The sequence below is a fragment of the Pseudomonas sp. Ma2-10 genome (assembly GCF_054330215.1).
Genome location: NZ_JBTEYL010000002.1, coordinates 487,658 through 513,538 on the forward strand (window position 1 = coordinate 487,658; position 25,881 = coordinate 513,538).

21 protein-coding genes and 1 pseudogene are annotated in these 25,881 nt (G+C 59.7%); 9 read left to right on the forward strand and 13 right to left on the reverse strand.

The features are described 5' to 3' along the window. The first annotated feature begins 15 nt into the window (after nucleotides 1-15). Together phoR and ACXPVS_RS04925 are read left to right on the forward strand one after the other, a co-directional pair. Nucleotides 16-1,338, forward strand: coding sequence for a phosphate regulon sensor histidine kinase PhoR (gene phoR, locus ACXPVS_RS04920; RefSeq protein ID WP_458508917.1), 1,323 nt, complete (start codon nucleotides 16-18; stop codon nucleotides 1,336-1,338). Between the two features lie 122 nt (nucleotides 1,339-1,460). Further along, nucleotides 1,461-2,801, forward strand: coding sequence for a hemolysin family protein (locus tag ACXPVS_RS04925; protein ID WP_458508918.1), 1,341 nt, complete (start codon nucleotides 1,461-1,463; stop codon nucleotides 2,799-2,801). A 15-nt stretch (nucleotides 2,802-2,816) separates the two neighbouring features. Here ACXPVS_RS04925 and ACXPVS_RS04930 read toward each other — a convergent pair whose 3' ends face one another. From ACXPVS_RS04930 to ACXPVS_RS04965, 8 genes are all read right to left on the reverse strand, one after another. Beyond that, nucleotides 2,817-3,713 (reverse strand): peptidoglycan DD-metalloendopeptidase family protein, encoded by an 897-nt coding sequence (locus ACXPVS_RS04930; protein ID WP_458508919.1) that lies wholly within the window; start codon nucleotides 3,711-3,713, stop codon nucleotides 2,817-2,819. Nucleotides 3,714-3,840: 127 nt separating this feature from the next. Beyond that, a complete protein-coding gene (locus tag ACXPVS_RS04935; RefSeq protein WP_458508920.1) occupies nucleotides 3,841-4,752 on the reverse strand; it encodes a response regulator in 912 nt (303 codons plus the stop codon). 167 nt (nucleotides 4,753-4,919) lie between these two features. Continuing rightward, a complete protein-coding gene (phoU, locus tag ACXPVS_RS04940; protein WP_458508921.1) occupies nucleotides 4,920-5,681 on the reverse strand; it encodes a phosphate signaling complex protein PhoU in 762 nt (253 codons plus the stop codon). 71 nt (nucleotides 5,682-5,752) lie between these two features. Next, nucleotides 5,753-6,586, reverse strand: a complete 834-nt coding sequence (gene pstB / locus ACXPVS_RS04945) for a phosphate ABC transporter ATP-binding protein PstB (RefSeq protein WP_458508922.1) — start codon at nucleotides 6,584-6,586, stop codon at nucleotides 5,753-5,755. An 83-nt stretch (nucleotides 6,587-6,669) separates the two neighbouring features. Continuing rightward, entirely contained in the window at nucleotides 6,670-8,340 is a 1,671-nt protein-coding gene (gene pstA / locus ACXPVS_RS04950; RefSeq protein ID WP_458508923.1) for a phosphate ABC transporter permease PstA, read from the reverse strand. A 15-nt stretch (nucleotides 8,341-8,355) separates the two neighbouring features. Further along, nucleotides 8,356-10,389: an ABC transporter permease subunit gene (locus tag ACXPVS_RS04955; RefSeq protein WP_458508947.1), complete on the reverse strand. Its 2,034-nt coding sequence runs from the start codon at nucleotides 10,387-10,389 to the stop codon at nucleotides 8,356-8,358. Nucleotides 10,390-10,805: 416 nt separating this feature from the next. Continuing rightward, nucleotides 10,806-11,807: a phosphate ABC transporter substrate-binding protein PstS gene (locus ACXPVS_RS04960; protein WP_458508924.1), complete on the reverse strand. Its 1,002-nt coding sequence runs from the start codon at nucleotides 11,805-11,807 to the stop codon at nucleotides 10,806-10,808. A 103-nt stretch (nucleotides 11,808-11,910) separates the two neighbouring features. After that, entirely contained in the window at nucleotides 11,911-13,209 is a 1,299-nt protein-coding gene (locus ACXPVS_RS04965; RefSeq protein ID WP_458508925.1) for an MFS transporter, read from the reverse strand. 364 nt (nucleotides 13,210-13,573) lie between these two features. Here ACXPVS_RS04965 and ACXPVS_RS04970 point away from each other — a divergent pair, with 364 nt between their 5' ends. Both ACXPVS_RS04970 and ACXPVS_RS04975 read left to right on the forward strand, forming a co-directional pair. Beyond that, entirely contained in the window at nucleotides 13,574-13,978 is a 405-nt protein-coding gene (locus tag ACXPVS_RS04970; RefSeq protein ID WP_003177184.1) for an acyl-CoA thioesterase, read from the forward strand. Between the two features lie 57 nt (nucleotides 13,979-14,035). Further along, on the forward strand, nucleotides 14,036-14,935 hold the full coding sequence (locus ACXPVS_RS04975) for a D-hexose-6-phosphate mutarotase (RefSeq protein ID WP_458508926.1): 900 nt from the start codon (nucleotides 14,036-14,038) through the stop codon (nucleotides 14,933-14,935). A gap of 50 nt (nucleotides 14,936-14,985) precedes the next feature. Here ACXPVS_RS04975 and ACXPVS_RS04980 read toward each other — a convergent pair whose 3' ends face one another. From ACXPVS_RS04980 to ACXPVS_RS05000, 5 genes are all read right to left on the reverse strand, one after another. After that, nucleotides 14,986-15,522, reverse strand: a complete 537-nt coding sequence (locus ACXPVS_RS04980; protein WP_458508927.1) for a DUF3299 domain-containing protein — start codon at nucleotides 15,520-15,522, stop codon at nucleotides 14,986-14,988. Between the two features lie 89 nt (nucleotides 15,523-15,611). Then, nucleotides 15,612-15,857: a GlsB/YeaQ/YmgE family stress response membrane protein gene (locus tag ACXPVS_RS04985; protein ID WP_027926291.1), complete on the reverse strand. Its 246-nt coding sequence runs from the start codon at nucleotides 15,855-15,857 to the stop codon at nucleotides 15,612-15,614. Nucleotides 15,858-15,964: 107 nt separating this feature from the next. Further along, complete coding sequence (locus ACXPVS_RS04990; protein ID WP_458508928.1) at nucleotides 15,965-17,047, reverse strand: 5-(carboxyamino)imidazole ribonucleotide synthase; 1,083 nt, start codon at nucleotides 17,045-17,047, stop codon at nucleotides 15,965-15,967. A gap of 11 nt (nucleotides 17,048-17,058) precedes the next feature. Continuing rightward, nucleotides 17,059-17,550, reverse strand: a complete 492-nt coding sequence (gene purE / locus ACXPVS_RS04995) for a 5-(carboxyamino)imidazole ribonucleotide mutase (protein WP_458508929.1) — start codon at nucleotides 17,548-17,550, stop codon at nucleotides 17,059-17,061. Between the two features lie 240 nt (nucleotides 17,551-17,790). Further along, nucleotides 17,791-18,708: a LysR substrate-binding domain-containing protein gene (locus ACXPVS_RS05000; RefSeq protein WP_458508930.1), complete on the reverse strand. Its 918-nt coding sequence runs from the start codon at nucleotides 18,706-18,708 to the stop codon at nucleotides 17,791-17,793. A 180-nt stretch (nucleotides 18,709-18,888) separates the two neighbouring features. Between ACXPVS_RS05000 and aspA the strand changes: the two genes are divergently transcribed. From aspA to ACXPVS_RS05025, 5 genes and pseudogenes are all read left to right on the forward strand, one after another. Continuing rightward, nucleotides 18,889-20,313 carry an aspartate ammonia-lyase gene (gene aspA / locus ACXPVS_RS05005; RefSeq protein WP_458508931.1) on the forward strand — a complete coding sequence of 475 codons (1,425 nt, stop codon included), beginning with the start codon at nucleotides 18,889-18,891 and terminating at the stop codon, nucleotides 20,311-20,313. A 460-nt stretch (nucleotides 20,314-20,773) separates the two neighbouring features. Further along, complete coding sequence (locus ACXPVS_RS05010) at nucleotides 20,774-22,225, forward strand: alanine/glycine:cation symporter family protein (RefSeq protein WP_458508932.1); 1,452 nt, start codon at nucleotides 20,774-20,776, stop codon at nucleotides 22,223-22,225. Nucleotides 22,226-22,324: 99 nt separating this feature from the next. Further along, on the forward strand, nucleotides 22,325-23,329 hold the full coding sequence (locus ACXPVS_RS05015) for an asparaginase (RefSeq protein ID WP_458508933.1): 1,005 nt from the start codon (nucleotides 22,325-22,327) through the stop codon (nucleotides 23,327-23,329). Nucleotides 23,330-23,395: 66 nt separating this feature from the next. Continuing rightward, nucleotides 23,396-24,385, forward strand: a complete 990-nt coding sequence (locus tag ACXPVS_RS05020) for an AraC family transcriptional regulator (RefSeq protein ID WP_458508934.1) — start codon at nucleotides 23,396-23,398, stop codon at nucleotides 24,383-24,385. Between the two features lie 195 nt (nucleotides 24,386-24,580). Continuing rightward, nucleotides 24,581-25,711: pseudogene (locus ACXPVS_RS05025) on the forward strand (IS630 family transposase). Nucleotides 25,712-25,881 lie beyond the last annotated feature (170 nt).

The window sequence follows — 25,881 nt, forward strand, 5'->3', positions numbered from 1 at the left end:
AGGACGCGCGTTCAAGTGAACCAAAACTGGCATGGCACCCTGATTCGCCACATGCTGCTGCTGGTCACCGCCTGCCTGGTGATCGGTCTGATTACCGGCTACTACGGCTGGAGCCTCGCCGCGGGCCTGGGCCTTTACCTGGCCTGGACGCTCAAGCAATTGTTGCGTTTGCACGAATGGCTAGGCCTGCACAAACCCGATGAAGCACCACCCGATGGCTATGGCCTGTGGGGCGAAGTGTTCGACAGCATCTACCACTTGCAACGTCGCGACCAACGTGTGCGTGGGCGCCTGCAAGCGGTAATCGACCGGGTTCAGGAGTCGACTGCGGCGTTGAAAGACGCGGTAATCATGCTCGACAGCGACGGCAACCTCGAATGGTGGAACCGCGCCGCCGAAACCCTGCTCGGCCTCAAGACCCCGCAAGACAGCGGCCAACCGGTAACCAACCTCGTCCGCCATCCGCGCTTCAAGGAATACTTCGAGCAGGACAGCTACGCCGAGCCGCTGGAAATCCCGTCACCGATCAATGATCGTCTGCGCATTCAGCTGTACATCACGCGCTACGGCAACAACGAGCACCTGATGCTGGTGCGCGACGTCACGCGTATTCACCAGCTGGAACAGATGCGCAAAGACTTCATCGCCAACGTCTCCCATGAACTGCGCACACCATTGACGGTGATCTGCGGTTATCTGGAAACCCTGCTCGACAATGTCGAGGACGTGAACCCGCGCTGGTCCCGTGCCTTGCAGCAGATGCAGCAGCAAGGCGGACGCATGCAGACGTTGCTCAACGACTTGCTGCTGTTGGCCAAACTGGAAGCCACCGATTACCCGTCGGACAACCAGCCGGTGGCCATCGATGGCTTGCTGCAATCGATCAAGAGCGACGCTCAGCAACTGTCCGCCCAACGCAATCAAAAGATCACCCTGGAAGCCGACCCGACAATTCTGCTCAAGGGCAGCGAAGCCGAATTGCGCAGCGCGTTTTCCAATCTGGTGTTCAACGCGGTGAAATACACCCCGGCCGAAGGCAATATCCGCATTCGTTGGTGGGGTGATGAGCAAGGCGCACACCTGAGCGTGCAGGACTCCGGCATCGGCATCGACAGCAAACACCTGCCGCGCCTGACCGAACGCTTCTACCGCGTCGACTCCAGCCGAAACTCCAACACCGGCGGCACCGGTCTTGGATTGGCCATCGTTAAACACGTACTGCTGCGCCACCGCGCGCGGATGGAAATCACCAGTGTGCCCGGCCACGGCAGCACATTTACCTGCCACTTTGCCCCGGCCCAGGTCACCAGAACCCGGGCGATCAGCGCCGCCGACTGATACCGGCCAGCACTCGCCACTAGTCAATCCACATGTCAGCCGCTACATTGGCTGACTTGTGCCTGCCCTTCAGGCACCGCATTTCCCTTTTTTTGAATACACGGAAACCGCAAAACTCCATCATGGACCCATCCCCTGGCTTGACCCTCGCGACACTCTTCGCCGATTTCGGCATGATTCTTTTTGCTCTGATCCTGGTTTTGCTCAACGGTTTTTTCGTTGCGGCGGAATTTGCCATGGTCAAACTGCGCTCGACCCGGGTCGAAGCCATCGCGGAAAAAAACGGCTGGCGCGGACACATCCTGCGCACCGTACACAGTCAGCTCGATGCGTACCTCTCGGCGTGCCAGTTGGGCATCACCCTCGCCTCTCTGGGCCTCGGCTGGGTCGGCGAGCCAGCGTTCGCGCACATCCTCGAACCTCTGCTTGAGGCCGTTGGCGTACAGTCGGCCGAAGTGGTCAAAGGCGTATCGTTCTTCGCCGCGTTTTTCGTCATCTCGTACCTGCACATCGTGGTCGGTGAGCTGGCCCCTAAATCCTGGGCCATCCGCAAACCCGAGCTGCTGTCGCTCTGGACCGCCGTGCCGCTGTACCTGTTTTACTGGGCGATGTATCCGGCGATTTACCTGCTCAATGCCAGCGCCAACACGATCCTGCGCATCGCCGGCCAAGGCGAACCCGGCCCTCATCACGAGCACCATTACAGTCGTGAAGAACTGAAATTGATCCTGCACTCCAGCCGTGGCCAGGACCCGAGCGACCAAGGCATGCGCGTTTTGGCCTCCGCGGTCGAAATGGGCGAGCTGGAAGTGGTCGACTGGGCCAATTCCCGGGAAGATCTGGTGACGCTGGAGTTCAACGCGCCGCTGAAGGAAATCCTGGCGTTGTTCCGTCGCCACAAGTTCAGCCGTTATCCGGTGTACGACAGCGATCGGCAGGAGTTCGTCGGCCTGTTGCACATCAAGGATCTGCTGCTGGAACTGGCGGCCCTGGACCACATTCCCGAGTCGTTCAACCTGGCCGAGCTGACCCGCCCGCTAGAGCGCATATCGCGGCACATGCCGCTGTCGCAACTGCTGGAGCAGTTCCGCAAGGGCGGCTCGCACTTTGCCGTGGTCGAAGAAGCCGACGGCAACATCATCGGCTACCTGACCATGGAAGACGTGCTGGAAGTGCTGGTGGGCGACATCCAGGACGAACACCGCAAGGCTGAGCGCGGAATCCTCGCCTACCAGCCGGGCAAGCTGCTGGTGCGCGGCGACACGCCGCTGTTCAAGGTCGAGCGCCTGCTGGGCATCGATCTGGACCACATCGAAGCCGAAACCCTCGCCGGGCTGGTCTACGAAACCCTGAAACGGGTGCCAGAAGAGGAGGAGGTGCTGGAAGTCGAAGGCTTGCGGATCATCATCAAGAAGATGAAAGGGCCGAAGATCATTCTGGCCAAGGTGTTGATGCTCGATTGAGCATCACCCTTTGACTCACTGCTTGCCCAACGCAAAGTTCGGCAGGCTGCCCACCGGTTGGTTGAACTGGTACGGGATCGACACCAGCCCCAACCCGGTATTGCGCTGCACCACGAAATGCAGGTGCGGCCCGCTGCTGTTGCCGGTATTGCCCGACAAGGCCAGCGGACTCCCCACCGACACCCGTTGCCCCTCGCGAACGCTCACCGAACCTTGTTTAAGGTGCAGATACACGCCCATCGTCCCGTCATCGTGCAGCACCCGAACGAAATTACCCGACGGATCAGTGCCGCGCCCGGTCTGGGCATTCTCGGTTTTCACCACCACACCGCCACGCGCCGCGATGATCGGCGTGCCTTCGGGCATCGCGATGTCAATGGCGTAGCGGTTCTTTGGACCAAAGTGACTGTATTGACCGTTGGCGCCCTGACTCAGCCGAAACGGTCCACCGCGCCAGGGCAACGGGTATCGATAGGCCTTGGCGGCCCCTGAGGGGTCGCCCAGGGAGTATTCAAATTTGGGGGTGTACGCCAGCGGCTTTTCGGGCTGAGTGGCTGTGAGCAACGCCAGACGAATACTGCTGCGTGCCGGCATCACCCGGCGAATCGGTCGGCTTGGCGCACCACTGACGTTTTTCAGTCCGCCGAAGCTCAACTCGATTTCTACCGGCGCATACAGGTCATTGCGTACGTAAACGCTGTCCACGCCCTTCTTCTTCGTGATGATGACGTACACCTGGCGCTCAAGATTCTCGACCATGCGATCACGAAAAACGAACACCTTGGAGCCCGTCGTGGGGCGGTCGCTGTAGGAGACCACGCCATTGGCGTCGGTGGACTTGTAGATTGTCATGGCCATCGCCGAGGTGGAGGCCATGAAAAGAGCGCAGAAAAACAGCAGGGGCGCGAGCATGGGCAAGGTTCTGTCGAGTAAGGCCTGGGAAAGAGCCTAGCAGCTGCAATGGACCCGGGTAGTCGGCAGATGTTTCAAATGGTCATTCCCATGCGCTGCGCTGCGTGGGAACGATCAGCGGTACAGATTACGCACCGGGTACGAAATGCTTCTGCGCCGTACCACGTGCGATCAATCGGGAGATGTAGTCGAGCTTCTGCGCATCCTTGTCGACGAAGCGGAAAGTCAGTTGCAGCCACTCGCTGTCGGGCTTCTGCTCGTGGGCGACGATGGCGTGCAGGTAGCCGTTCAGACGGGCGGTTTCGGCGTTATCGCCCTGCTCCAGGTCGAGCACGGCGCTGTCGAGCACTTGCGGCAGGGTCTCGGTGCGCTTCACCACCAGCAATGCTTCCTTGAGGCTCAAGGCCTTGATCACACACTGCTGAATGCCGTTCGGCAGACGCAGCTGACCCTGACCACGACCGCCCGCTGGCGCGGCGGAGGCCGCTGGAGGCTTGATTGGCGGGTTGTTGAGCAGACCGCGAGACGCAGTGGCCACCGGGGCGGGTGCGGCGGGTGCGACCACGGCAGCCTTGCCACCGGTCAATGCGCTCAGGGAATCGTTGCCGAACGCCGAGTTCATTTTGGTCGGCGCGCTGTTCATCAAAGTGTCGAGCTTGCCGACCTTGTTCAGGGCCTGCTTGACCTTGGTCAGCAGTTGCTCGTTGGTGAACGGTTTGCTGACGTAGCCGGAAACCCCGGCCTGGATCGCCTGAATGACGTTCTCTTTATCGCCCCGGCTGGTCACCATCACGAACGGCATGGTCTTGAGGTTGTCCTGCTCGCGGCACCAGGTCAGCAGCTCCAGGCCGGACATTTCCGGCATTTCCCAGTCACACAGGACCAGGTCGAACGCTTCCCGTGCCAGTAAGGCCTGAGCCTTCTTGCCGTTGACGGCGTCTTCGGTTCGGATCCCCGGGAAGTAGTTGCGCAAGCACTTCTTCACCAGGTCACGAATGAACGACGCGTCGTCCACGACCAACACACTGACCTTACTCATCCATCACCCCTTTAAAAAATCCCGGCAAGCATACCGCTTTGCTGATGGCACATTGCCAAAAACCTTCAGTCACGCCGGGACTTTTCGTTCGCGGGTGCTGCTTTCGAATTCATCGACCACAAACAAAAACGCCCGACCAAAAGGCCGGGCGTTTTTCTCAGGCAATCTTACTTATCGTCAACTTTGCCCGGAACATTAGCGGTTTCGCCACTTGTGCCTTGAACTTCTTGTTTCATGCGTTTGAGGCCCAGGTGCCGCACGTCGGTGCCGCGTACCAGGTAAATCACCAGCTCGGAGATGTTGCGCGCGTGATCGCCGATCCGTTCCAGCGAACGCAACACCCAAATGATGCTCAAGACCCGCGAAATAGAGCGCGGGTCTTCCATCATGTAGGTGGCGAGCTCGCGCAACGCGGTTTTGTATTCGCGGTCGATGATCTTGTCGTACTGGGCCACCGACAACGCCAGGTCGGCGTCGAAGCGGGCAAAAGCGTCCAGTGCATCGCGCACCATGTTGCGGACCTGGTCGCCGATGTGGCGAACCTCGACGTAACCGCGAGGGGCTTCGCCTTCTTCGCACAACTGGATGGCGCGCCGGGCGATCTTGGTCGCTTCGTCACCGATGCGCTCCAGATCGATTACCGACTTGGAGATGCTGATGATCAAACGCAAGTCCGACGCCGCCGGCTGCCGGCGAGCCAGAATGCGCAGGCATTCTTCGTCGATGTTGCGTTCCATCTGGTTGATCTCGTCGTCGATCTCGCGAACCCGCTGAGCCAGGCCAGAATCGGCCTCGATCAGCGCGGTCACCGCGTCGTTGACCTGCTTCTCCACCAGCCCGCCCATGGCCAGGAGGTGGCTGCGCACTTCCTCGAGCTCAGCGTTGAACTGCGCGGAGATGTGATGGGTAAGGCCTTCTTTACTAATCATGTTGGCGTCCTTGGAGCGTCCGGTAAGGTGCGGTGGACCGCAGCGTCAGTTCAGTGAGCAACGACAGCGTCCTAGCCGTAGCGACCCGTGATGTAGTCTTCGGTCTGCTTCTTCGCCGGATTGGTGAACAGCGTATCGGTGTCGCCGAATTCCACCAATTTGCCCATGTACATGAACGCCGTGTAGTCGGAAACCCGCGCGGCCTGTTGCATGTTGTGGGTCACGATGACGATGGTGAATTTCGATTTGAGTTCGTAGATCAGCTCTTCGACTTTCAGCGTGGAGATCGGGTCGAGTGCCGAGCACGGTTCGTCGAGTAGCAGCACTTCCGGCTCCACGGCGATGGTACGGGCGATCACCAGACGTTGTTGCTGACCACCGGACAGGCCAAGTGCCGACTCGTGCAGACGGTCTTTGACTTCGTCCCACAGCGCCGCGCCTTTCAACGCCCACTCGACGGCTTCGTCGAGGATGCGCTTCTTGTTGATGCCCTGGATGCGCAGGCCGTAGACCACGTTCTCGTAGATGGTTTTCGGGAACGGGTTGGGCTTCTGGAACACCATGCCGACGCGACGGCGCAGCTCGGCCACATCTTCACCCTTGCGGTAGATGTTGTTGCCGTACAGGTTGATCGCGCCTTCGACACGGCAGCCATCCACCAGGTCGTTCATGCGGTTGAAGGTGCGCAGCAGCGTGGACTTGCCGCAACCGGACGGGCCGATGAAGGCGGTCACGCGCTGCTTCGGGATGTTCATGCTGACGTCGTACAGCGCTTGTTTGTCGCCGTAGAACAGGCTCAGGCTCGGCACTTCAATCGCGACGGTTTCCTGTTCCAGGCTCAAGCTCTGTTTGTCGCGGCCCAGCGCAGACATGTTGATGCCGTGGGTATGTGCTTCGTGCTGCATGGGAGGCTCCCTGTGCTAACAAATTCGGTTCAGTGAGCGGCTGGCATTTAGGCCAGCAGCCCATTTAATTTTTGCGACAGCTATCAGCTATCCAGTGCTTTGTATTTTTCGCGCAGGTGGTTACGAATCCACACTGCCGACAGGTTGAGCGTGGCGATCACCAGCACCAGCAGCAACGCTGTGGCGTACACCAGCGGCCGTGCGGCCTCGACGTTCGGGCTCTGGAAGCCGACGTCATAGATGTGGAAGCCCAAGTGCATGATTTTTTGGTCCAGGTGCACGTACGGGTAGTTGCCATCCACCGGCAGCGATGGCGCCAGTTTCACCACACCCACCAGCATCAGCGGCGCCACTTCACCCGCGGCGCGAGCCACGGCGAGGATCATGCCGGTCATCATCGCCGGGCTGGCCATCGGCAGTACGATCTTCCACAAGGTTTCAGCCTTGGTTGCGCCGAGAGCCAACGACCCTTCGCGCACGGTGCGAGGAATTCGCGCCAGGCCTTCTTCCGTGGCCACGATCACCACCGGCACCGCCAGCAGCGCCAGGGTCAGGGACGCCCAGAGCAGACCCGGCGTACCAAAGGTCGGCGCAGGCAGCGCTTCCGGGAAAAACAAATGATCGACCGAACCGCCCAGCACATAAACAAAGAAGCCCAGACCGAACACGCCGTAAACGATGGCGGGAACGCCCGCCAGGTTGTTCACCGCGATGCGGATCAAGCGCGTCATGGTGTTCTGTTTTGCATATTCACGCAGGTAAACCGCTGCCAACACACCGAACGGGGTCACGATCATCGCCATGATCAACGTCATCATTACGGTGCCGAAAATCGCCGGGAAGATCCCGCCTTCGGTGTTCGCCTCACGCGGGTCGTCGCTCAAGAACTCCCAGACCTTGCTGAAATAGAAGCCGATCTTGGTGAAGGTGTTCATGTCGTTCGGCTGGTAGGCGTGAACCACTTTGCCAATGCCGATTTCAATTTCTTTGCCGTTGGCATCGCGGGCCGTCAGGCTGTCGCGGTTGAACTGGGCGTGCAGGTCGTTCAGGCGTGCTTCGATGCCCTGATAACGAGCGTTCAGTTCGGCACGCTCAGACTCCATGTCCGCTTGCGCGGTAGCGTCCATCGTCCCGGCCAGTTCCAGCTTGCGACCGTGCAGACGCACGCGCTCCAGCCCTGCGTTGATTGCGCCAATGTCGGTTTTTTCCAGGCTCTTGAGCTGCGCGGCGAGTTTGTTGACGCGATCGACACGCGCCTGCAACTCAGGCCATGCGGCTTCGCCTTCGGCGATGACCTTGCCGTCCTGTTTGACGTTGACCAGGTAGCCATAGAAGTTGCCCCACTCACGACGCTCGATGGTCATCAGCTCGGGCGGCGTCTTCTGGTTAGTCAGCCACTCACCGACGATCCACGTGAAGTCGTTGCCGTTCAGGTCACGGTTGCCGACCTTGATCAGCTCGCGAGTCATGAACTCCGGGCCCTGATCGGGCACCGGCAGGCCAGCACTTTTAAGGCGCTGGCGCGGCACTTCTTCTTTTTGCACCACTTCGCCGATGACGAGGTGATTGGCCTGGCCCGGCACATCGTAACTGGCGTGCACCAGGTCCGCCGGCCAGAAATGGCCCAGACCGCGCACGGCAATCACTGCCAGCAAGCCAATGGTCATGATGACCGCGATGGACACCGCGCCACCGCTGATCCAGACGCCGGGGGCGCCGCTCTTGAACCATCCTTTCAGGGAGTTCTGTTTCACAGACTTCTACCTTTCTTAAAGCGACGAGTATTTCTTGCGCAGACGCTGACGAATCAGTTCCGCGAGGGTGTTCATGAAGAAGGTGAACAACAGCAGCACCATCGCCGAGAGGAACAGCACCCGGTAGTGGCTGCCGCCGACTTCCGATTCGGGCATTTCCACCGCAACGTTGGCCGCCAGTGTGCGCAGACCTTCGAACAGGTTCACTTCCATGACCGGGGTGTTACCGGTGGCCATCAGCACGATCATGGTTTCACCGACCGCACGGCCCATGCCGATCATCAGCGCCGAGAAAATGCCCGGGCTGGCGGTGAGGATCACCACGCGGGTCATGGTTTGCCATGGCGTGGCACCGAGAGCCAGAGAACCGAGGGTCAAACCGCGGGGCACGCTGAACACGGCGTCTTCGGCGATGGAGTAGATGTTCGGGATCACCGCGAAACCCATGGCCAAACCGACCACCAGTGCGTTGCGCTGGTCGTAGGTAATGCCCAGGTCGTGGGAGATCCACATGCGCATATCGCCGCCGAAGAACCAGGTTTCCATGTACGGGCTCATGTACAGCGAGAGCCAGCCCACGAACAGAATCACCGGAATCAGGATCGCGCTTTCCCAACCGTCCGGCACTTTCAGGCGGATGGACTCAGGCAAGCGGCTGAAGGTGAAGCCCGCTACCAGAATGCCGATCGGCAAGAGCATCAGCAGGCTGAAGATACCCGGCAAATGTCCTTCCACATACGGTGCGAGAAACAGGCCGGCGAAGAAACCGAGGATCACCGTCGGCATCGCTTCCATCAGTTCGATCACCGGCTTGACCTTGCGGCGCAGGCTCGGCGCCATGAAGTAGGCGGTGTAGATCGCCGCGGCGACGGCCAGCGGTGCGGCCAGCAGCATGGCGTAGAACGCGGCTTTGAGGGTGCCGAAGGTCAGCGGCGCCAAGCTCATTTTCGGTTCGAAATCGGTGTTGGCAGCGGTCGATTGCCAGACGTATTTAGGCTCGTCGTAGTTCTCGTACCAAACCTTGCTCCACAGCGCACTCCAGGACACTTCCGGGTGCGGGTTGTCGAGCAGCAGCGGTTGAATCTTGCCGCCAGCTTCGACGATCACGCGGTTGGCTCGTGGCGACAGGCCGAAAATGCCTTGGCCGTCGACCACCTGGTCCACCAGCAAGGTGCGGTGGGCGGTGCTGTGGAACACGCCGAGCTTGCCGGACGCGTCTAGAGCGATGAAGCCTTTGCGACGTTCTTCTGCGGTAATTTCCACGATCGGCGCAGTGCCCATCTGGAAGTTACGAATCTGGCTCAGACGCGGTTCGCCATCGTGGTCGCGGGCCATGAACCACTGGGCCAGACCACCCTTGGAATCGCCGAGAATCAACGAAATGCCACCCACCAGTTGAGTACTGGCAGTGATCTGCGCTTCGCCATCATCCAGCAGTTTGTAGCGACCGTTGAGGCTCTTGTCGCGCAGGCTGAATACGTCGGCCTGGGCACGACCGTTAATCACATACAACCACTGCTGACGCGGGTCGACGAAGATGTTCTTCACCGGCTCGGTCATCTGCGGCAGATCGATGCGCTTCTGCTCGCTGGTGACTTCGCCGGTCATCATGTTTTCTTCGCGGGTGAGCGACAAAACATTGAGTTGCGAACCGGTAGAGCCGACCAGCATCAGCGTCGTATCGGTCGCGTTGAGGCTGACGTGCTCCAGGGCTCCGCCCGCCTCGTTGAGCGCAATCGGCGTTTCGCCATACGGGTATTCGATGGCCGGCGAGATGGTTTTCTTGCCGTCCGGGTAGCTGACTTTATACGTGTGACGGAACACCAGCGCCTGGCCGTTGGACAAGCCCACCGCCACCAATGGATGGCCTGGTTGGTCTTTGCCGATGGAGGTCACGGCAGTGCCGGCCGGAATCGGCAGATCGACACGCTTGAGTTCAGCGCCACTGTTGATATCGAAGAACAGCGCCTGGCCCTTGTCGGAAACCCGCATGGCGACCTTGTTCTGTTCTTCCAGGGAGATCATCAACGGCTTGCCGGCGTCTTGCATCCAGGCGGGCGTGATGGCGTCCTTGGCCGTCAGGTCGGCCCCCTGAAACAGGGGCGCGACAACGTATGCAAGGAAGAAAAAGATCAGCGTGATCGCGCCGAGAACGGCGAGGCCGCCCACGAGGACATACCAACGGGTCAGGCGATCTTTGAGCGCGCGGATGCGGCGCTTGCGTTGCAGCTCAGGCGTATTGAAATCAATTCGCTTGGGGGGGTTTGTAGTCATGGTGGAATTGGCCAGATCATTCATTCGCACACCCTAGCGATCCTGTATGACAGAAAGATGACAATGCAGTGACGCAACAAATCCGCCGCCAGCGGAAACTGGCAGTGGATCAAAAATTGGGGGGGTGTAGGAGCTGTCAAGGGAACCGAGGCAGCTCCTACTGAGTCCGGGTTTACCCCGGGCTCAAGGTTTTACTTTTTTGCGACTTCAGCGCCGCCTTCCTGCAGACCCAGGTCAGCCAGTGCTTTTGCAGCAACCTTGGCCGGCAGCGGGATGTAACCGTCTTTCACCACAACTTCCTGACCCTGTTTGGACAGAACCAGTTTCACGAACTCGGCTTCCAGCGGGGCCAGAGGCTTGTTCGGGGCTTTGTTGACGTAAACGTAGAGGAAGCGCGACAGCGGGTATTTGCCGTTCAGTGCGTTTTCTTCTGTGTCTTCGATGAACTCAGTGCCACCTTTTTTGGCCAGGGCCACAGTCTTCACGCTAGCGGTCTTGTAGCCGATGCCCGAGTAACCGATGCCGTTCAGCGAGGAGCTGATCGACTGCACGACCGAAGCCGAGCCTGGCTGTTCGTTGACGTTCGGCTTGTAGTCGCCTTTGCACAGGGCTTCTTCTTTGAAGTAGCCGTAGGTGCCGGATACCGAGTTACGACCGAACAGTTGAACCGGCTTGTTAGCCAGGTCGCCGGTCACGCCCAGGTCGCCCCAGGTTTTGACTTCGGCTTTGGCGCCGCACAGACGAGTGGACGAGAAGACTGCGTCGACTTGTTCCATCGTCAGGTGCTGGATCGGGTTGTCTTTGTGCACGAACACAGCCAGGGCGTCCACGGCAACCGGGATAGCGGTTGGCTTGTAGCCGTATTTCTGTTCGAAGGCAGCCAGTTCGGTGTCCTTCATCTTGCGGCTCATCGGGCCCAGGTTAGAGGTGCCTTCGGTCAGCGCAGGTGGCGCGGTGGCGGAGCCAGCGGCCTGAATCTGGATGTTTACGTTCGGGTATTCTTTTTTGTAGTTCTCAGCCCAGAGGGTCATGAGGTTGGCCAGAGTATCGGAGCCGACGCTGGACAGGTTGCCCGACACACCAGTGGTCTTGGTGTAGCTCGGGATCGCAGGGTCAACAGCGGCGAACGCATTGGCGGTCGCAACGCCAGCAGCGACAAAAGTCATTGCCGCCATCAAACGCTTCAGTTTCATGCCTTACTCCTAGCAGATAGGTGTGTTAAGTCGGGGCCAAGTATCAGCAGGCCGTGTGAACACTCTATGGCTGAAATATGACAATTGGATGAAAGGCCAGCATCTAGCGACCTTTCTTCCAGAGGTACGCACCCACCAGAATCCCGACACCGCAGATGATCGCCACGTAATAGGCAGGCCCCATCGGGCTTTCCTTGAGCAGCAGGGTCACAACCATTGGGGTCAGGCCGCCGAAGATGGCGTAGGCCAGGTTGTAGGAGAACGACAGGCCGCTGAAGCGCACCGCCGCCGGGAAGGCTTTGACCATCACATACGGCACCGCACCGATGGTGCCGACCAGTAAGCCGGTCAAGGCGTACATTGGGAACAGCCAGTCCGGGTGGTTGAACAGGCTGTGGTAGAAGGTCCACGAACTGATCAGCAGCAGAGCACTGCCGAACACAAAGACACGACCCGCACCGAAGCGGTCAGCCAGTGCACCGGAGGTGACGCAGCCTAGGCTCAGAAACACGATCGCCAGGCTGTTGGCCTGCAATGCAGTGGTTGGCGAGAAGTGGTAGACGGTCTGCAGAACGGTCGGGGTCATGAGGATGACCACGATGATGCCGGCGGACAGCAGCCAGGTCAGCAGCATGGAAATCAGGATCGCCCCGCGATGGTCGCGCAACACGGCTCGCAGCGGCACTTCTTCTGCCAGGGCCTTGCGCAGTTGCAGTTCGGCGAATACCGGCGTCTCGTGCAACCAGCGGCGCAGGTAAACCGAGAACAGGCCGAATACGCCACCCAACAGGAACGGAATCCGCCAGGCGTAATCCGAGACTTCGACCGGGGTGTAAATGCTGTTGATCGCGGTGGCGACCAGCGAGCCCAGCAGGATGCCAGCCGTCAGACCGCTGGTCAGGGTACCGCAGGCGTAACCGATATGACGCTGCGGCACGTGTTCGGAAACGAATACCCATGCGCCCGGCACTTCACCGCCAATCGCAGCGCCTTGAATCACCCGCATCAGCAGCAGCAGGATTGGCGCCCACATGCCGATCTGCGCGTAAGTCGGCAGCAGGCCCATGATCAGGGTCGGCACCGCCATCATGAAAATGCTCAGGGTGAACATCTTCTTGCGTCCCAGCAGGTCGCCGAAGTGCGCCATGACGATGCCGCCCAGTGGCCGCGCCAGGTAGCCGGCGGCAAAGATCCCGAAGGTCTGCATCAAGCGCAGCCACTCGGGCATGTCGGCCGGGAAGAACAGCTTGCCGACTACCGTGGCGAAGAACACGAAGATGATGAAGTCGTAAAACTCCAGCGCACCGCCCAGGGCAGACAACGACAAAGTCTTGTAATCGCTGCGGGTCAGCGGACGTGCGGATTGAGTGGGCTGCGCGATGCTCGAGGGCGCTGTGATCATGGCAAGGCTTCTCTTATAGTCGGATCTGCAACCCCAACAACGCTGGCGGAGGCTTGGGCAGGTCCGGCACGATAGCAAATTGTTCGAAAAAGCACATAGAGGTGCGTATTTGACGGTCGAAATGAGAACCGGACGGTCGTCTCGGAGTCTACCGATCGATATACTCGCAATCCTGCATCTGCTTGTAAGGGGTTGCTGTGCGAAAACGTCGTTGGCAGCCGTCAGCCGATTTCGCAGAGTTTCCCTTTAGACGCCTTACGAAAAACGTGACGAACGTAGTATGTTCGGGGCTGAATCGTTTTTCCTTGAGACGGCTATTCACCTGAAGTACCAATGAGAGTCACGGGTCAGAGGCACCCCCGGCATGATAGAGCTCGAACAAGAAGATCCAATCCCGCAAGGCGACCTTGCCCTGCAAATTACCGCGCTCCCCCGTGAAACCAACGGCTTTGGCGATATTTTCGGCGGTTGGCTGGTGTCGCAGATGGATTTGGCCGGCACCGCAATGGCCAGCAAAGTCGCGGGTGGCCGCGTGGCTACGGTTGCGATCGACCGCATGGCGTTTCTGGTTCCGGTAGCGGTAGGCGCTCAGCTCTCCTTCTATACCCAAGCGCTGGAAATCGGCCGCAGCTCGATTCAGATGATGGTCGAAGTCTGGAGTGACGATCCGCTGTCCAGCGAGTGGCGTAAAGTGACTGAGGCCGTGTTTGTGTTCGTCGCCATCGACGGCAGCGGTCGGACACGTTCGGTTCCGCCTAGAGCGCGTTAAACACTGCGACCTTTCTGCGGTCCATTGCAGTCATTGTTCCTGATCGAGAGTTGCCCCATGAGCACGCCCAACGTTGAAGCCGTGAAACTGGATGAACTGAACTGCTGGCGCATCCGCCACGGTCAGGCCGAACTGCTGGTTGCCCAGCAAGGCGCGCACATCCTCAGTTATCAAGTGGCCGGTCAACCGCCGCTGATCTGGCTCAACGACGAGGCAGTGTTCAAGACTGGCAAGAGCATCCGCGCCGGGGTTCCAGTGTGCTGGCCGTGGTTCGGCAACCTGCCCCGCAACCCGCAGAGCGTTCAGGCGATGCGCGCCAGCAACGAAGCGCCGACCGCCCACGGGTTGGTAAGGGCGATGGACTGGGAACTGGGCGGCATTAAAACCGAGGGCGAAAGCCTCAAGGTGGAGTTTGTTCTGCCTTACCCAGAAGGCGGCTTGCCCGGCTGGCCGCATCAGGTGGATTTGACGCTGAGCATTCGTCTGGATGAGCAACTCCATATCAGCCTGACCAGCCATAATCAGGGCGCTGACACAGTCACCATCAGCCAGGCGCTGCACAGCTATTTCGCGGTCAGCGATGTACGCGAAGTGCATGTTGAAGGGCTGCAAGGCTTGAGTTACATCGAAACCCTGGACGACTGGAAAACCGTCACTCAGACCGGCGATTTGCGTTTTGTCAGCGAGACCGATCGTATCTATCTCAATACCCCGGCGAAGCTGAGCATTGTCGATCCGGCCTGGGAACGGCGCATCGAACTGACCAGCAGCGGATCACGCTCGGCGGTGATCTGGAATCCGTGGATTGAACGCGCTGCGGCGTTCAGCGACATGGCCGACGATGGCTGGCAGCGGATGCTGTGCATTGAAACGGCGAATGTGATGGATGATGTGGTGACGCTGGCGCCGGGCGCCAGTCATACCCTCGACGTCAGCATCGGCAGCAACCCCCTCTAGAACCACAAAAACCAATGTGGGCGTGCTTGCTCCCACATTCAGTTGATCACCTACAAATCCGACTCTTTAACCACCCGCACTTTCGCCGCGTCCAGCGCATACGCTGCGTCAGCCAAGTCGTTGTCGACCTTCTCGATCTTCACCGTGCCGGTCACCCACAGCGGTGTATAGATGTCATTCAGCTTCAAACCTTTCGGATAACGCACCAACACCAATTGATTAGGTGGAGGCGGCGGCACGTGGATGCAGGCACCCGGATACGGCACGAGGAAGAACAGCGTGCTGCGGCCCTGGGCGTCGGATTCCAGCGGCACCGGATAACCACCGAGGCGGATGTTCTTGCCGTTCATCGACGGCACGGTTTTGGTCGAATACATCACCGCCGGCAACCCTTTGCTCTGCTTCATGCCACCCTTTTGGGTAAAGGTGCCATTGGCTTCGGGGGAGTCGTGGTCGATTTCAGGCATGGCCTCGAGGGCTTTCTGGTCCGACGTTGGCATCAATTCGAGCCAGTCGGTTTCGGGTAGCTCGCCGGCATGGACAAGGCCCGAGCCTAATAAAAGGAAAGTGAACAGAAGACGGCGCATGGAGGTGCTCGGCAAAGGAGAGGACGGTGCAACGCCGAGCATTCTAGCCCTCTCTGCGTGCGGCGCAGAGAGGGCTTTGTCGCTTTGGATCAGTTCTTTTTGATCAAACCGTAGATCACCAGCAACACCACTGCGCCGACCAGCGCACCGATGAAGCCAGCGCCTTCACCCGCGTGGTAGATGCCCAGAGCCTGGCCGCCGTAAGTGGCCGCCAACGAACCGCCGATACCGAGCAGGATTGTCATGATCCAGCCCATGCTGTCATCGCCCGGTTTCAGGAACCGAGCCAGCAGGCCGACGATCAAGCCGATAAAGATGGTTCCGATAATTCCCATGGCATTTCCCTCTGATTGATTGGCAAGGCCCAAAGCCTAGACAGACTTTGGCATCCTGCCATGAGAGAACGGCGACCCCTGAATGGTTCCGCCGCTGCCACATGAAACTACTCGGCGATGAGCGCTTCGACTTTGAGAATCTGCTGCTCAAGGGTGGCCCTGTCGGCGCAGCGCACGTTGACGTGACCGACCTTGCGGCCGATCTTGAACGCCTTGCCATAGTGATGCAGATGGCAGTCGGCAATGGCCAGGACTTTGTCGGTGTCCGGCACCTTGCCGATGAAGTTGAGCATCGCGCTCTCGCCGACCTTGGCCGTCGAACCCAGCGGCAGACCGGCAACGGCCCGCAGGTGGTTTTCGAATTGGCTGCATTCGGCACCTTCAGTGGTCCAGTGACCCGAGTTGTGCACGCGCGGAGCAATCTCGTTAGCCTTGAGGCCACCGTCGACTTCAAAGAACTCGAACGCCATCACGCCAACGTAGTTCAGCTGCTTGAGTACACGACTGGAATAATCTTGCGCCAAGGCTTGCAGCGGGTGATCGGTGCTGGCCACGGACAGTTTAAGAATGCCGCTGTCGTGAGTGTTGTGAACCAGCGGATAGAACTTCGTTTCGCCATCACGAGCGCGCACAGCGATCAACGAGACTTCACCGGTGAACGGCACGAAACCTTCCAACAGACAGGCCACGCTGCCCAGTTCGGCGAACGTGCCGACGACATCTTCAGGTTTACGCAGTACTTTCTGACCCTTGCCGTCGTAACCCAAGGTGCGGGTTTTCAGCACGGCCGGCAGACCGATGGAAACCACGGCAGCGTCCAGATCGGCTTGCGATTGAATGTCGACGAACGCCGGGGTGGGAATCCCCAGGTCCTTGAACATGCTCTTCTCGAACCAGCGATCACGGGCAATGCGCAGGGCTTCGGCGCTCGGGTAAACCGGGACGAATTGCGACAGGAAGGCCACGGTTTCGGCCGGGACGCTTTCGAACTCGAACGTCACCAGATCGACTTCATCGGCCAGCTGACGCAGGTGATCCTGATCGCCGTAATCGGCCCGCAGGTGCTCGCCCAATGCGGCCGCGCAAGCATCCGGCGCGGGGTCCAGGAAAGCGAAGTTCATGCCCAGCGGAGTGCCCGCCAGCGCCAACATGCGACCTAATTGGCCGCCACCGATTACACCGATTTTCATCGTCAACAACCTCAGGCGATGCGTGGGTCTGGATTTTCCAGGACACTGTCTGTCTGCTCAGCGCGGAATTTTTTCAGCACCGCGTGAAACTGCGGGTGCTTGGCGCCGAGGATGCTCGCCGAGAGCAGCGCTGCGTTGATCGCACCGGCCTTGCCGATGGCCAGGGTGGCGACCGGAATACCCGCGGGCATCTGCACGATAGACAGCAGCGAATCGACGCCCGAGAGCATCGACGACTGCACCGGCACTCCCAGTACCGGCAGGTGGGTCTTGGCCGCACACATGCCTGGCAAGTGTGCCGCGCCGCCGGCACCGGCAATGATCACCTCGATGCCACGCACCTCAGCTTCTTCGGCGTACTGGAAGAGCAGGTCCGGGGTGCGGTGGGCAGAGACCACTTTCACCTCGTAAGGAATGCCGAGCTTTTCCAGCATATCGGCGGTGTGGCTAAGGGTGGACCAATCGGACTTGGAGCCCATGATCACGCCAACCAGTGCACTCATCGTCGTGCCTCTTCTCTCTGGGCGCCCGCAGGCGCGTCAAAAAACAACAAACCACGCAAAATGCGTGGCTTGATTGTACGAATTATGGCCGGACGAACCGGCCGAAGGCCGCGCAGTATACCTCAATGAAGCAGATAAACAGCCCCCGATACGACCATCTGTCATTCGGCGCAACGTGCCGGTTTTATTGACCTGAAGGTCAATCAAACACACCGTAAATCTACTGGCGCCTTCAACCCATCATTGACCGGCGGTGCCTTGCGCGGCCCCGCCTTCGAGCTTGCGCCACAGCAACCGCACATTCGCCTTGCGCACCAGCGCACAGCGATACAGGCGAATCTCCAGCGGCACATGCCATTGCGGGCCGCCGCAAACCACCAGTTCACCACGCGCCAACTCGGCACGCACGCTGAGCCGCGGCACCCAGGCAATGCCCAAACCCTCCAGCGCCATGCTTTTAAGGCTGTCGGCCATGGCTGTTTCGTAAATAGTGGTAAAGCGCAGCGCTCGCTGACGCAGCAGCAAGTTCACCGAACGCCCGAGAAACGCACCGGCGCTGTAGGCCAGCAATGGCACGCTGGCGTCGCCCTCCAGGTCGAACAACGGTTTGCCGTCGGCATCTGCTGCGCAAACCGGGAGCATTTCGGTGTGGCCGAGGTGCAGAGACGGGAAAATTTCCGGGTCCATCTGCATCGCGGCATCCGGGTCATAGAACGCCAACATCAGATCGCAACCGCCTTCACGCAGGGCATGCACGGCATCACCGACGTTAGTCGCAACCAATCGCGTGGCGATGTTCAGACCTTCGTTGCGCAGCTGCGCGATCCAGCGCGGGAAGAACCCCAACGCCAAGGAGTGAGCGGCGGCGACCTGCATCACCTCGCCCTGCCCGCCTTCCAGGTGATGAAGGTGACGTAACACTTCACCGAGCTGCTCGACCACCGTCCGCGCGGTGACCAGAAACAGCTGCCCCGCCGCCGTCAGTTCGACCGGCGTACGCGAGCGATTGACCAGGGTCAGGCCCAGCGCAGCTTCAAGGCTGCGGATCCGTCGACTGAACGCCGGCTGAGTCACGAAGCGTCGTTCCGCCGCCTGGGAGAAGCTGCGGGTGGCGGCCAGAGCACTAAAGTCCTCAAGCCATTTACTTTCAAGGTTCATCACGTCCTCCCGGACACGCACCAATTTAGGTCACACGCTCGCGGCAGACACGGCGTCACACGGGCATTATGCCGAATGTGCATAGGCTAGTGTTTAACAGCATTGGCCCAAAATCCTCCACAAGCCTAGCATTTGCGGTGTTCCGGCACAGACCGGGTCCCTATCGAGATGATTTCTATCATGTCCTCCGCTGCATCTTTCCGCACAGAAAAAGACCTGCTTGGCGTACTCGAAGTACCGGCTCAAGCGTATTACGGCATCCAGACCCTGCGAGCGGTGAACAACTTCCGCCTCTCGGGCGTTCCGATTTCGCATTACCCGAAGCTGGTTGTCGGCCTGGCGATGGTCAAACAAGCCGCTGCTGACGCCAACCGCGAATTGGGTCACCTGAGCGAAGCCAAGCACGCGGCCATCAGCGAAGCCTGTGCACGTTTGATCCGCGGCGACTTCCACGAAGAGTTCGTGGTGGACATGATTCAGGGCGGCGCTGGCACTTCAACCAACATGAATGCCAACGAAGTCATCGCCAACATCGCGCTGGAGGCCATGGGTCACCAGAAAGGCGAATACCAATACCTGCACCCGAACAACGACGTGAACATGGCACAGTCGACCAACGACGCCTACCCGACCGCGATCCGTCTGGGTCTGCTGCTGGGTCACGACGCGCTGCTGGCCAGCCTCGACAGCCTGATCCAGGCGTTCGCCGCCAAGGGACAGGAATTCAACCACGTATTGAAGATGGGCCGTACCCAGCTGCAAGACGCCGTGCCGATGACCCTCGGCCAGGAATTCCGCGCTTTCGCCACGACCCTGAGCGAAGACCTGGCGCGCCTGAAAACACTGGCGCCTGAACTGCTGACCGAAGTGAACCTGGGGGGCACCGCGATCGGTACCGGCATCAACGCCGACCCGCGTTACCAGCACCTGGCCGTTCAGCGTCTGGCGCTGATCAGCGGTCAACCGCTGGTTCCGGCCGCCGACCTGATCGAAGCCACCTCCGACATGGGCGCCTTCGTGCTGTTCTCCGGCATGCTCAAGCGCACCGCGGTGAAGCTGTCGAAGATCTGCAACGACCTGCGTCTGTTGTCCAGCGGCCCACGCACCGGCATCAATGAAATCAACTTGCCGGCGCGTCAGCCAGGCAGCTCGATCATGCCCGGCAAGGTCAACCCGGTCATCCCGGAAGCAGTTAACCAGGTGGCGTTCCAGATCATCGGCAACGACCTGGCCCTGACCATCGCGGCCGAAGGCGGCCAGTTGCAACTGAACGTGATGGAGCCGCTGATCGCGTTCAAAATCTTCGACTCGATCCGCCTGCTGCAACGCGCCATGGACATGTTGCGCGAGCACTGCATCGTCGGCATCACCGCCAACGAAGAGCGTTGCCGCGAACTGGTCGAACACTCGATCGGCCTGGTCACCGCGCTGAACCCGTACATCGGTTATGAAAACGCCACCCGCATCGCCCGTATCGCGCTGGAAAGCGGCCGCGGCGTGCTGGAACTGGTGCGCGAAGAAGGCTTGCTCGACGACGAAATGCTCGCCGACATCCTGCGCCCGGAGAACATGATTGCTCCGCGTCTGGTGCCTCTGAAGGCTTAACCGAACGCACCACCGGCTCTTGTCACAAAGAGCCACGCTCACCAGGTCGAGGGACTAGACACCTCTCACCTTTTGAGGGCTTGGGGATTTATTCCCCAAGCCCTTTTTTTTAACTCATTTAGCAACTCCTGCAACACCGCGGTGCCTGCATCGCAGCAGGCTCACTCCCACAAGAGCCCGACGCCACCAACGCCGGGGGTTTCAAAGGCTTCGATTCATCGCTTGCACCACAACCGTGCAGACGGACCGCACGCTCATAGGTATAGTGCCGCCCCTCTTCGCGTGAGCGGTCGTCGGTAACGAGGCCCAACCCCATGCGAAACCCGAACGAATAACAAACCCGCAATATGAAATCGGGACGAACCTTCGCCTCACCTGTTTTGCCGCGCGCAAAGCGGTGTAACGCGATATTTCTGACCGCACAGCATTTGCTTACACAAAAAACAGCGAGGAATAATCCATGCTCGAAGTCATTAACGACTTCCTCTCAGGGAAAGTACTGATCGCGCTCATTGTCGGGCTCGGTAGCTACTTCACGATCCGCTCGCGTTTCGTTCAACTGCGCCACTTCTTCCACATGTTCGCGGTATTTGGCAACAGTCTCAAAAGCAGCGCCGGCCAACTCAGTTCGTTCCAGGCCTTGATGCTCAGCCTCGCCGGCCGCGTCGGTGCGGGCAACATCGCCGGTGTCGGTATCGCTGTGACCCTGGGTGGTCCGGGAGCGGTGTTCTGGATGTGGGTGACCGCGCTGGTCGGCATGTCCAGCAGCTTCTTCGAGTGCTCCCTCGGCCAGCTCTACAAGCGCTGCGACTCCGACGGCACGTACCGTGGTGGCCCGTCCTATTACATTCAGCACGGCCTGCAGAAGCGCTGGCTGGGCATGATCATGGCGTTCCTGTTGCTGGTGACCTTCGGCTTCGCCTTCAACGGTCTGCAATCCCACGCCGTGACCCACTCGCTGAACAACGCTTTCGGCCTCGACACCACCTGGACCGGTCTGACCCTGGCGGTATTGTTGGGCCTGGTGTTCATCGGCGGGATCAAGCGCATCGCCAAGGTCGCTGACCTGTTGGTGCCGGTGAAGACCCTGGTGTACATCGGCGTGACCCTCTATGTGATCGTGCTGCAATTCGACCAGGTTCCAGGGATGTTGATGACCATCGTCAAAAGCGCCTTCGGTCTCGATCAGGCCTTCGGCGGCCTGATCGGCAGCGCCATCGTCATGGGCGTGAAGCGCGGCGTGTTCGCCAACGAAGCAGGCCTGGGCAGTGCGCCAAACGTGGCGGCGGTCGCGTCGGTCGAGCACCCGGTGGCACAGGGTGTGGTTCAGGCGTTCAGCGTATTCCTCGACACCTTTGTGATCTGCACCTGCACCGCGCTGCTGATCCTGCTCTCGGGCTTCTATACCCCAGGCTTCGAAGGCGACGGCATTGCCCTGACCCAGAACTCTCTGGCCGCCGTAGTCGGGGACTGGGGCCGGAGTTTCATCTCCGTCGCCCTGTCGTTGTTCGTGTTCACCTCGATCCTCTATAACTACTACCTGGGCGAGAGCAACCTGCGCTTCCTGATCGGTGAAAACCGCAAGGCGCTGATCGGCTACCGCGTATTGGTATTGGTGTTGATCTTCTGGGGTGCGATCGAGAACCTCGGCACGGTGTTCGCTTTCGCTGACATCACGATGACCCTGCTGGCGTTTGTGAACCTGGTTTCGCTGTTCCTGCTGTTCAAAGTTGGCATGCGCATCCTGCGTGACTACGATGACCAGCGCGCGGCCGGCATCAAGACGCCCGTGTTCGATTCGAGCAAATTCCCGGATCTGGACCTGGACTTGAAAGCCTGGCCAGCCAATCCGCCAGCGGCCGCCACCAAGGCTGAAGCCGAGCCGCAAGGCGTACCCGCAGCGCAACGCTGATCGGTAAAAAACCGGGCGCATCCCCTGCGCCCGGCGTGACACAGCGTTCGGTCAGCGTCATGCTCGACCGCATGCTGTCATCGTTCTCGGAGAACCCCCATGAATTCCTCGACCTACCCTGCCGCCCAGCACGTCATGGTGCTCTACACCGGCGGCACCATCGGTATGCAAGCCAGCGCTCATGGCCTGGCCCCGGCATCCGGTTTCGAAGCCCGGATGCGCGAGTATCTGCACAGCCGACCTGACCTTGTCGTGCCGCCGTGGCGCTTTCGCGAGATGTCGCCGCTGATCGATAGCGCCAACATGAGCCCGGCTTACTGGCAGCAACTGCGCAAAGCGGTGGTTGACGCTGTCGATGTCCAGGGGTGCGACAGCGTGCTGGTCCTGCATGGCACCGACACCCTCGCCTACAGCGCGGCGGCCATGAGCTTTCAATTGCTCGGCCTGCATGCCCGCGTGGTGTTCACCGGCTCCATGCTGCCGGCCGGCGTAGCCGACAGCGATGCCTGGGAAAACCTCACTGGCGCGCTGGTTGCGTTGGGTCACGGCCTTGCGCCGGGCGTTCATCTGTACTTCCACGGCGAACGGCTGGACCCGACCCGTTGCGCGAAGGTGCGCAGTTTCGGTCGTCATCCGTTCAAGCGTCTTGAGCGTCAGGGTGGCGGTGCGAAGGCTTCTTCAATACCGGCCTCGCTGACCTACAACCAGCCCAAGCAATTGGCGAAAATCGCTGTGCTGCCGCTGTTCCCCGGCATCGGCGCCGAGATACTGGACGGCCTGCTCGACAGCGGCATTCAGGGCCTGGTGCTGGAGTGCTACGGCAGCGGCACCGGGCCAAGCGATAACCCCGAGTTTCTCGCCAGCCTGGGACGGGTGCGGGACAAGGGGGTTGTGGTTGTAGCCGTCACCCAATGCCATGAAGGTGGCGTCGAACTGGATGTTTACGAGGCTGGCAGTCGGTTGCGTGGTGTCGGTGTGTTGTCCGGCGGTGGCATGACCCGTGAAGCCGCGTTTGGCAAGTTGCAGGGCTTGCTGGGGGCCGGGCTCGACACCGCTGAAGTGCGGCGCCTTGTAGAACTCGACCTCTGCGGCGAACTCAGCTGACACCACTTAAAACCCCGTGGGCACACAACTTGCTGTTCTTCCAGCATCCCAAGGCTGGAACACCCCATGCTGCACTCCCACCTCACGACCCTCAACGCGGTGTCACTGATTCTCAGCGCCTTCAAGGACCAGGGCCCGCCCCGCGAAGCCTTGCTGGCCGGAAGCGGCATCAGCCCGGCGGATTTGAGCCGGGCGGACACGCGCATCACCACCAATCAGGAGATGCAGGTCTGCGCCAATGCTGTCGCGCTCAAGCGTGACATCGGCCTGGAACTGGGCCGCCGGATGCACGTTTCGTCCTACGGCATGCTCGGTTATGCGCTGCTCACCAGCGCCACTTTAGGTGACGCTTTGCGGCTGGCGCTGCACTATCCGGCGCTGTTGGGAACACTTTTCGAGCTGAGCCTGGAAGACGACGGCGAGCGCATCTGGTTCGTCGCCGGCGATTACCGCGAAAGCCCGGCACTGGCGGTATTCAATGCCGAGTTCTGTCTGGTGTCGTTGAAAGTCATCTGCGACGACCTGCTCGGCCATCCACTGCCCGTGCTCGCTGCTCGGTTTGAACATCGCGCGCCAGACTACCAAGCGACTTACACCGAGCACTTCAACTGCCCGCTGCACTTCGAGGCGCGGGACAACGCCTTCGCGTTTGATAAACGCTGGCTCGATCACCCCTTGCCACTGGCCGACGTCATCACCCATCAGGCCATGGCCGAACGCTGCCGCAAACAGAACACCGAGTTCACGGGTCGCCAGGTGTGGCTGGGGCGAATCCGTCAGCTACTCAGCGCGCAGTTGAATGCGGCGCCCGGCCTCGAAGGTCTGGCCGAGCAGATGAATTGCTCGGCGCGCACCTTGCGCAGGCACCTGAAGGATCTGGGTTGCAGCTATCAGGAATTACTTGATGAGCTGCGGTTCGAGCAAGCCAAGCAAATGTTGTGTGAGGACCAACTGCCGATCTATCAAATCGCCGAGGCATTGGGATTCAGCGAGACCGCGAGTTTCCGTCATGCGTTCGTACGCTGGAGCGGCGTAGCGCCGAGTCAGTTCCGGTGAATTTAGATAATAAAAACTGTCCTGCGAAGCCCCCCCGCATTCCGCGGTTCGCAGGATAAAAAAACAACGCTGCAAAACTGTCTCAACCACCCGAAAAGCTACCTGCTCCTGAAGCTCTAGTGTGCCGTTCGCGAAATAGATTTTCGTTATTTTCGGCTACACTTCAGATGTAATTCCCGCCTTGGAGAGCTTATCGTGAGCGCTCTGGACATCACGCTTAGCCCTGAAGAAACGATCGAACTCAAACGGCGCGTTCGCTCTGCCACCATCCCTCAGCGAGAGGGGCGGCAGCACGCATAATCCTGCTGGCTGCCGAAGGCGAAACCCGAGACAACATTGCACGGTTGACGGGCTTTTCCTGCCCAACGATCACGCTTTGGTGCCAGCGTTTCCAGGCACGTCGACTGGACGGACTGGTCGACGAACCTGGGCGTGGACGCAAGTCATCTTTGCCTGTTGAGACGGTTCGCCGCGTTCTGGAACAGGTCACCCGACCCCGCATCGGAGAGCCGCGCTGGAGCTGTCGGAGCATGGCGAGGGCAACGGGAATTTCCTCGACCACCGTCCATAAACTGTGGGCTGCCAACGATTTAAAGCCTCACCTGACACGCACGTTCAAGTTATCCAACGATCCGCAGTTCGAGGAAATTCTGGGATGTGATCGGGCTCTATCTGGCTCCGCCGGACAAGGCTTTGGGGTTGTGCTGCGATGAGAAAAGTCAGGTTCAGGCGTTGGAGCGAACACAGCCGGGTTTGCCTTTGGGCATCGGTCATATCCAGACTAAATCCCATGATTACATCCGCCATGGCACGGTCACGTTATTCGCCGCACTGGATTACCTCCAAGGCAAATTGATCAGCAGCATCGAGCGTCAGCATCAGCATCAGCATCAGCATCAGCATCAGCATCAGCATCAGCATCAAGAGTGGCTGGCCTTTCTCAAGAAGATCAATAAAGAAACGCCCAAGCACCTCCAGCTTCATTTGATCGTCGATAACTACGCGACCCACAAGCATGCCGCAGTGAAAGCCTGGCTGGCGAAGCATCCGCGTTTTCATATTCATTTCACACCAACCTCCAACTCTTGGATGAACATGGTTGAGCGCTTTTTTCGAGACATTACCGTGTACTTGCGCGATGGCAGCTTTGCCTCTGTACGCGAGTTGGAAAGCTCCATCACAACGTTCATGGCGTTACGCAATGCTCAGCCGACCCCGTACGTTTGGAACGCAAAGGGAGAAGAGATTTTGAACAAAATTCAACGTGCGCGTGAGACGCCTGAAGACGTGCAAGAAAAACAAGTTATTTCGAAAACAGCACATTAGCGCAATTCGTCGAGCAAATCGGCGCCAGCCTCTGAATGATGGCGCATGGCCTTGATGCGCAAGAAGTTGCGCAGTACCCCATAATAAAATAACCCCTAAAACCGCTACAGACCTTATGTGACAAGGCCTGTAGCCAAGTGCGCAAGAAGTTGCGCAGTACTGCGCAACTT

Excerpts from the sequence above, each read along its gene's own strand:
- ACXPVS_RS04975 (WP_458508926.1), top strand. The coding sequence starts at position 14,036 with ATGAGCACGCCCAACGTTGAAGCCGTGAAACTGGATGAACTGAACTGC.
- ACXPVS_RS05020 (WP_458508934.1), top strand. The coding sequence starts at position 23,396 with ATGCTGCACTCCCACCTCACGACCCTCAACGCGGTGTCACTGATTCTC.
- ACXPVS_RS04935 (WP_458508920.1), bottom strand. The coding sequence starts at position 4,752 with ATGAGTAAGGTCAGTGTGTTGGTCGTGGACGACGCGTCGTTCATTCGT.
- pstB (WP_458508922.1), bottom strand. The coding sequence starts at position 6,586 with ATGCAGCACGAAGCACATACCCACGGCATCAACATGTCTGCGCTGGGC.
- ACXPVS_RS04930 (WP_458508919.1), bottom strand. The coding sequence starts at position 3,713 with ATGCTCGCGCCCCTGCTGTTTTTCTGCGCTCTTTTCATGGCCTCCACC.
- purE (WP_458508929.1), bottom strand. The coding sequence starts at position 17,550 with ATGAGTGCACTGGTTGGCGTGATCATGGGCTCCAAGTCCGATTGGTCC.
- ACXPVS_RS04955 (WP_458508947.1), bottom strand. The coding sequence starts at position 10,389 with ATGCAAGACGCCGGCAAGCCGTTGATGATCTCCCTGGAAGAACAGAAC.
- ACXPVS_RS04990 (WP_458508928.1), bottom strand. The coding sequence starts at position 17,047 with ATGAAAATCGGTGTAATCGGTGGCGGCCAATTAGGTCGCATGTTGGCG.
- ACXPVS_RS05010 (WP_458508932.1), top strand. The coding sequence starts at position 20,774 with ATGCTCGAAGTCATTAACGACTTCCTCTCAGGGAAAGTACTGATCGCG.
- ACXPVS_RS04980 (WP_458508927.1), bottom strand. The coding sequence starts at position 15,522 with ATGCGCCGTCTTCTGTTCACTTTCCTTTTATTAGGCTCGGGCCTTGTC.
- ACXPVS_RS04970 (WP_003177184.1), top strand. The coding sequence starts at position 13,574 with ATGATAGAGCTCGAACAAGAAGATCCAATCCCGCAAGGCGACCTTGCC.
- ACXPVS_RS04925 (WP_458508918.1), top strand. The coding sequence starts at position 1,461 with ATGGACCCATCCCCTGGCTTGACCCTCGCGACACTCTTCGCCGATTTC.
- ACXPVS_RS04985 (WP_027926291.1), bottom strand. The coding sequence starts at position 15,857 with ATGGGAATTATCGGAACCATCTTTATCGGCTTGATCGTCGGCCTGCTG.
- phoU (WP_458508921.1), bottom strand. The coding sequence starts at position 5,681 with ATGATTAGTAAAGAAGGCCTTACCCATCACATCTCCGCGCAGTTCAAC.
- ACXPVS_RS05000 (WP_458508930.1), bottom strand. The coding sequence starts at position 18,708 with ATGAACCTTGAAAGTAAATGGCTTGAGGACTTTAGTGCTCTGGCCGCC.
- ACXPVS_RS04965 (WP_458508925.1), bottom strand. The coding sequence starts at position 13,209 with ATGATCACAGCGCCCTCGAGCATCGCGCAGCCCACTCAATCCGCACGT.
- aspA (WP_458508931.1), top strand. The coding sequence starts at position 18,889 with ATGTCCTCCGCTGCATCTTTCCGCACAGAAAAAGACCTGCTTGGCGTA.
- ACXPVS_RS04960 (WP_458508924.1), bottom strand. The coding sequence starts at position 11,807 with ATGAAACTGAAGCGTTTGATGGCGGCAATGACTTTTGTCGCTGCTGGC.
- ACXPVS_RS05015 (WP_458508933.1), top strand. The coding sequence starts at position 22,325 with ATGAATTCCTCGACCTACCCTGCCGCCCAGCACGTCATGGTGCTCTAC.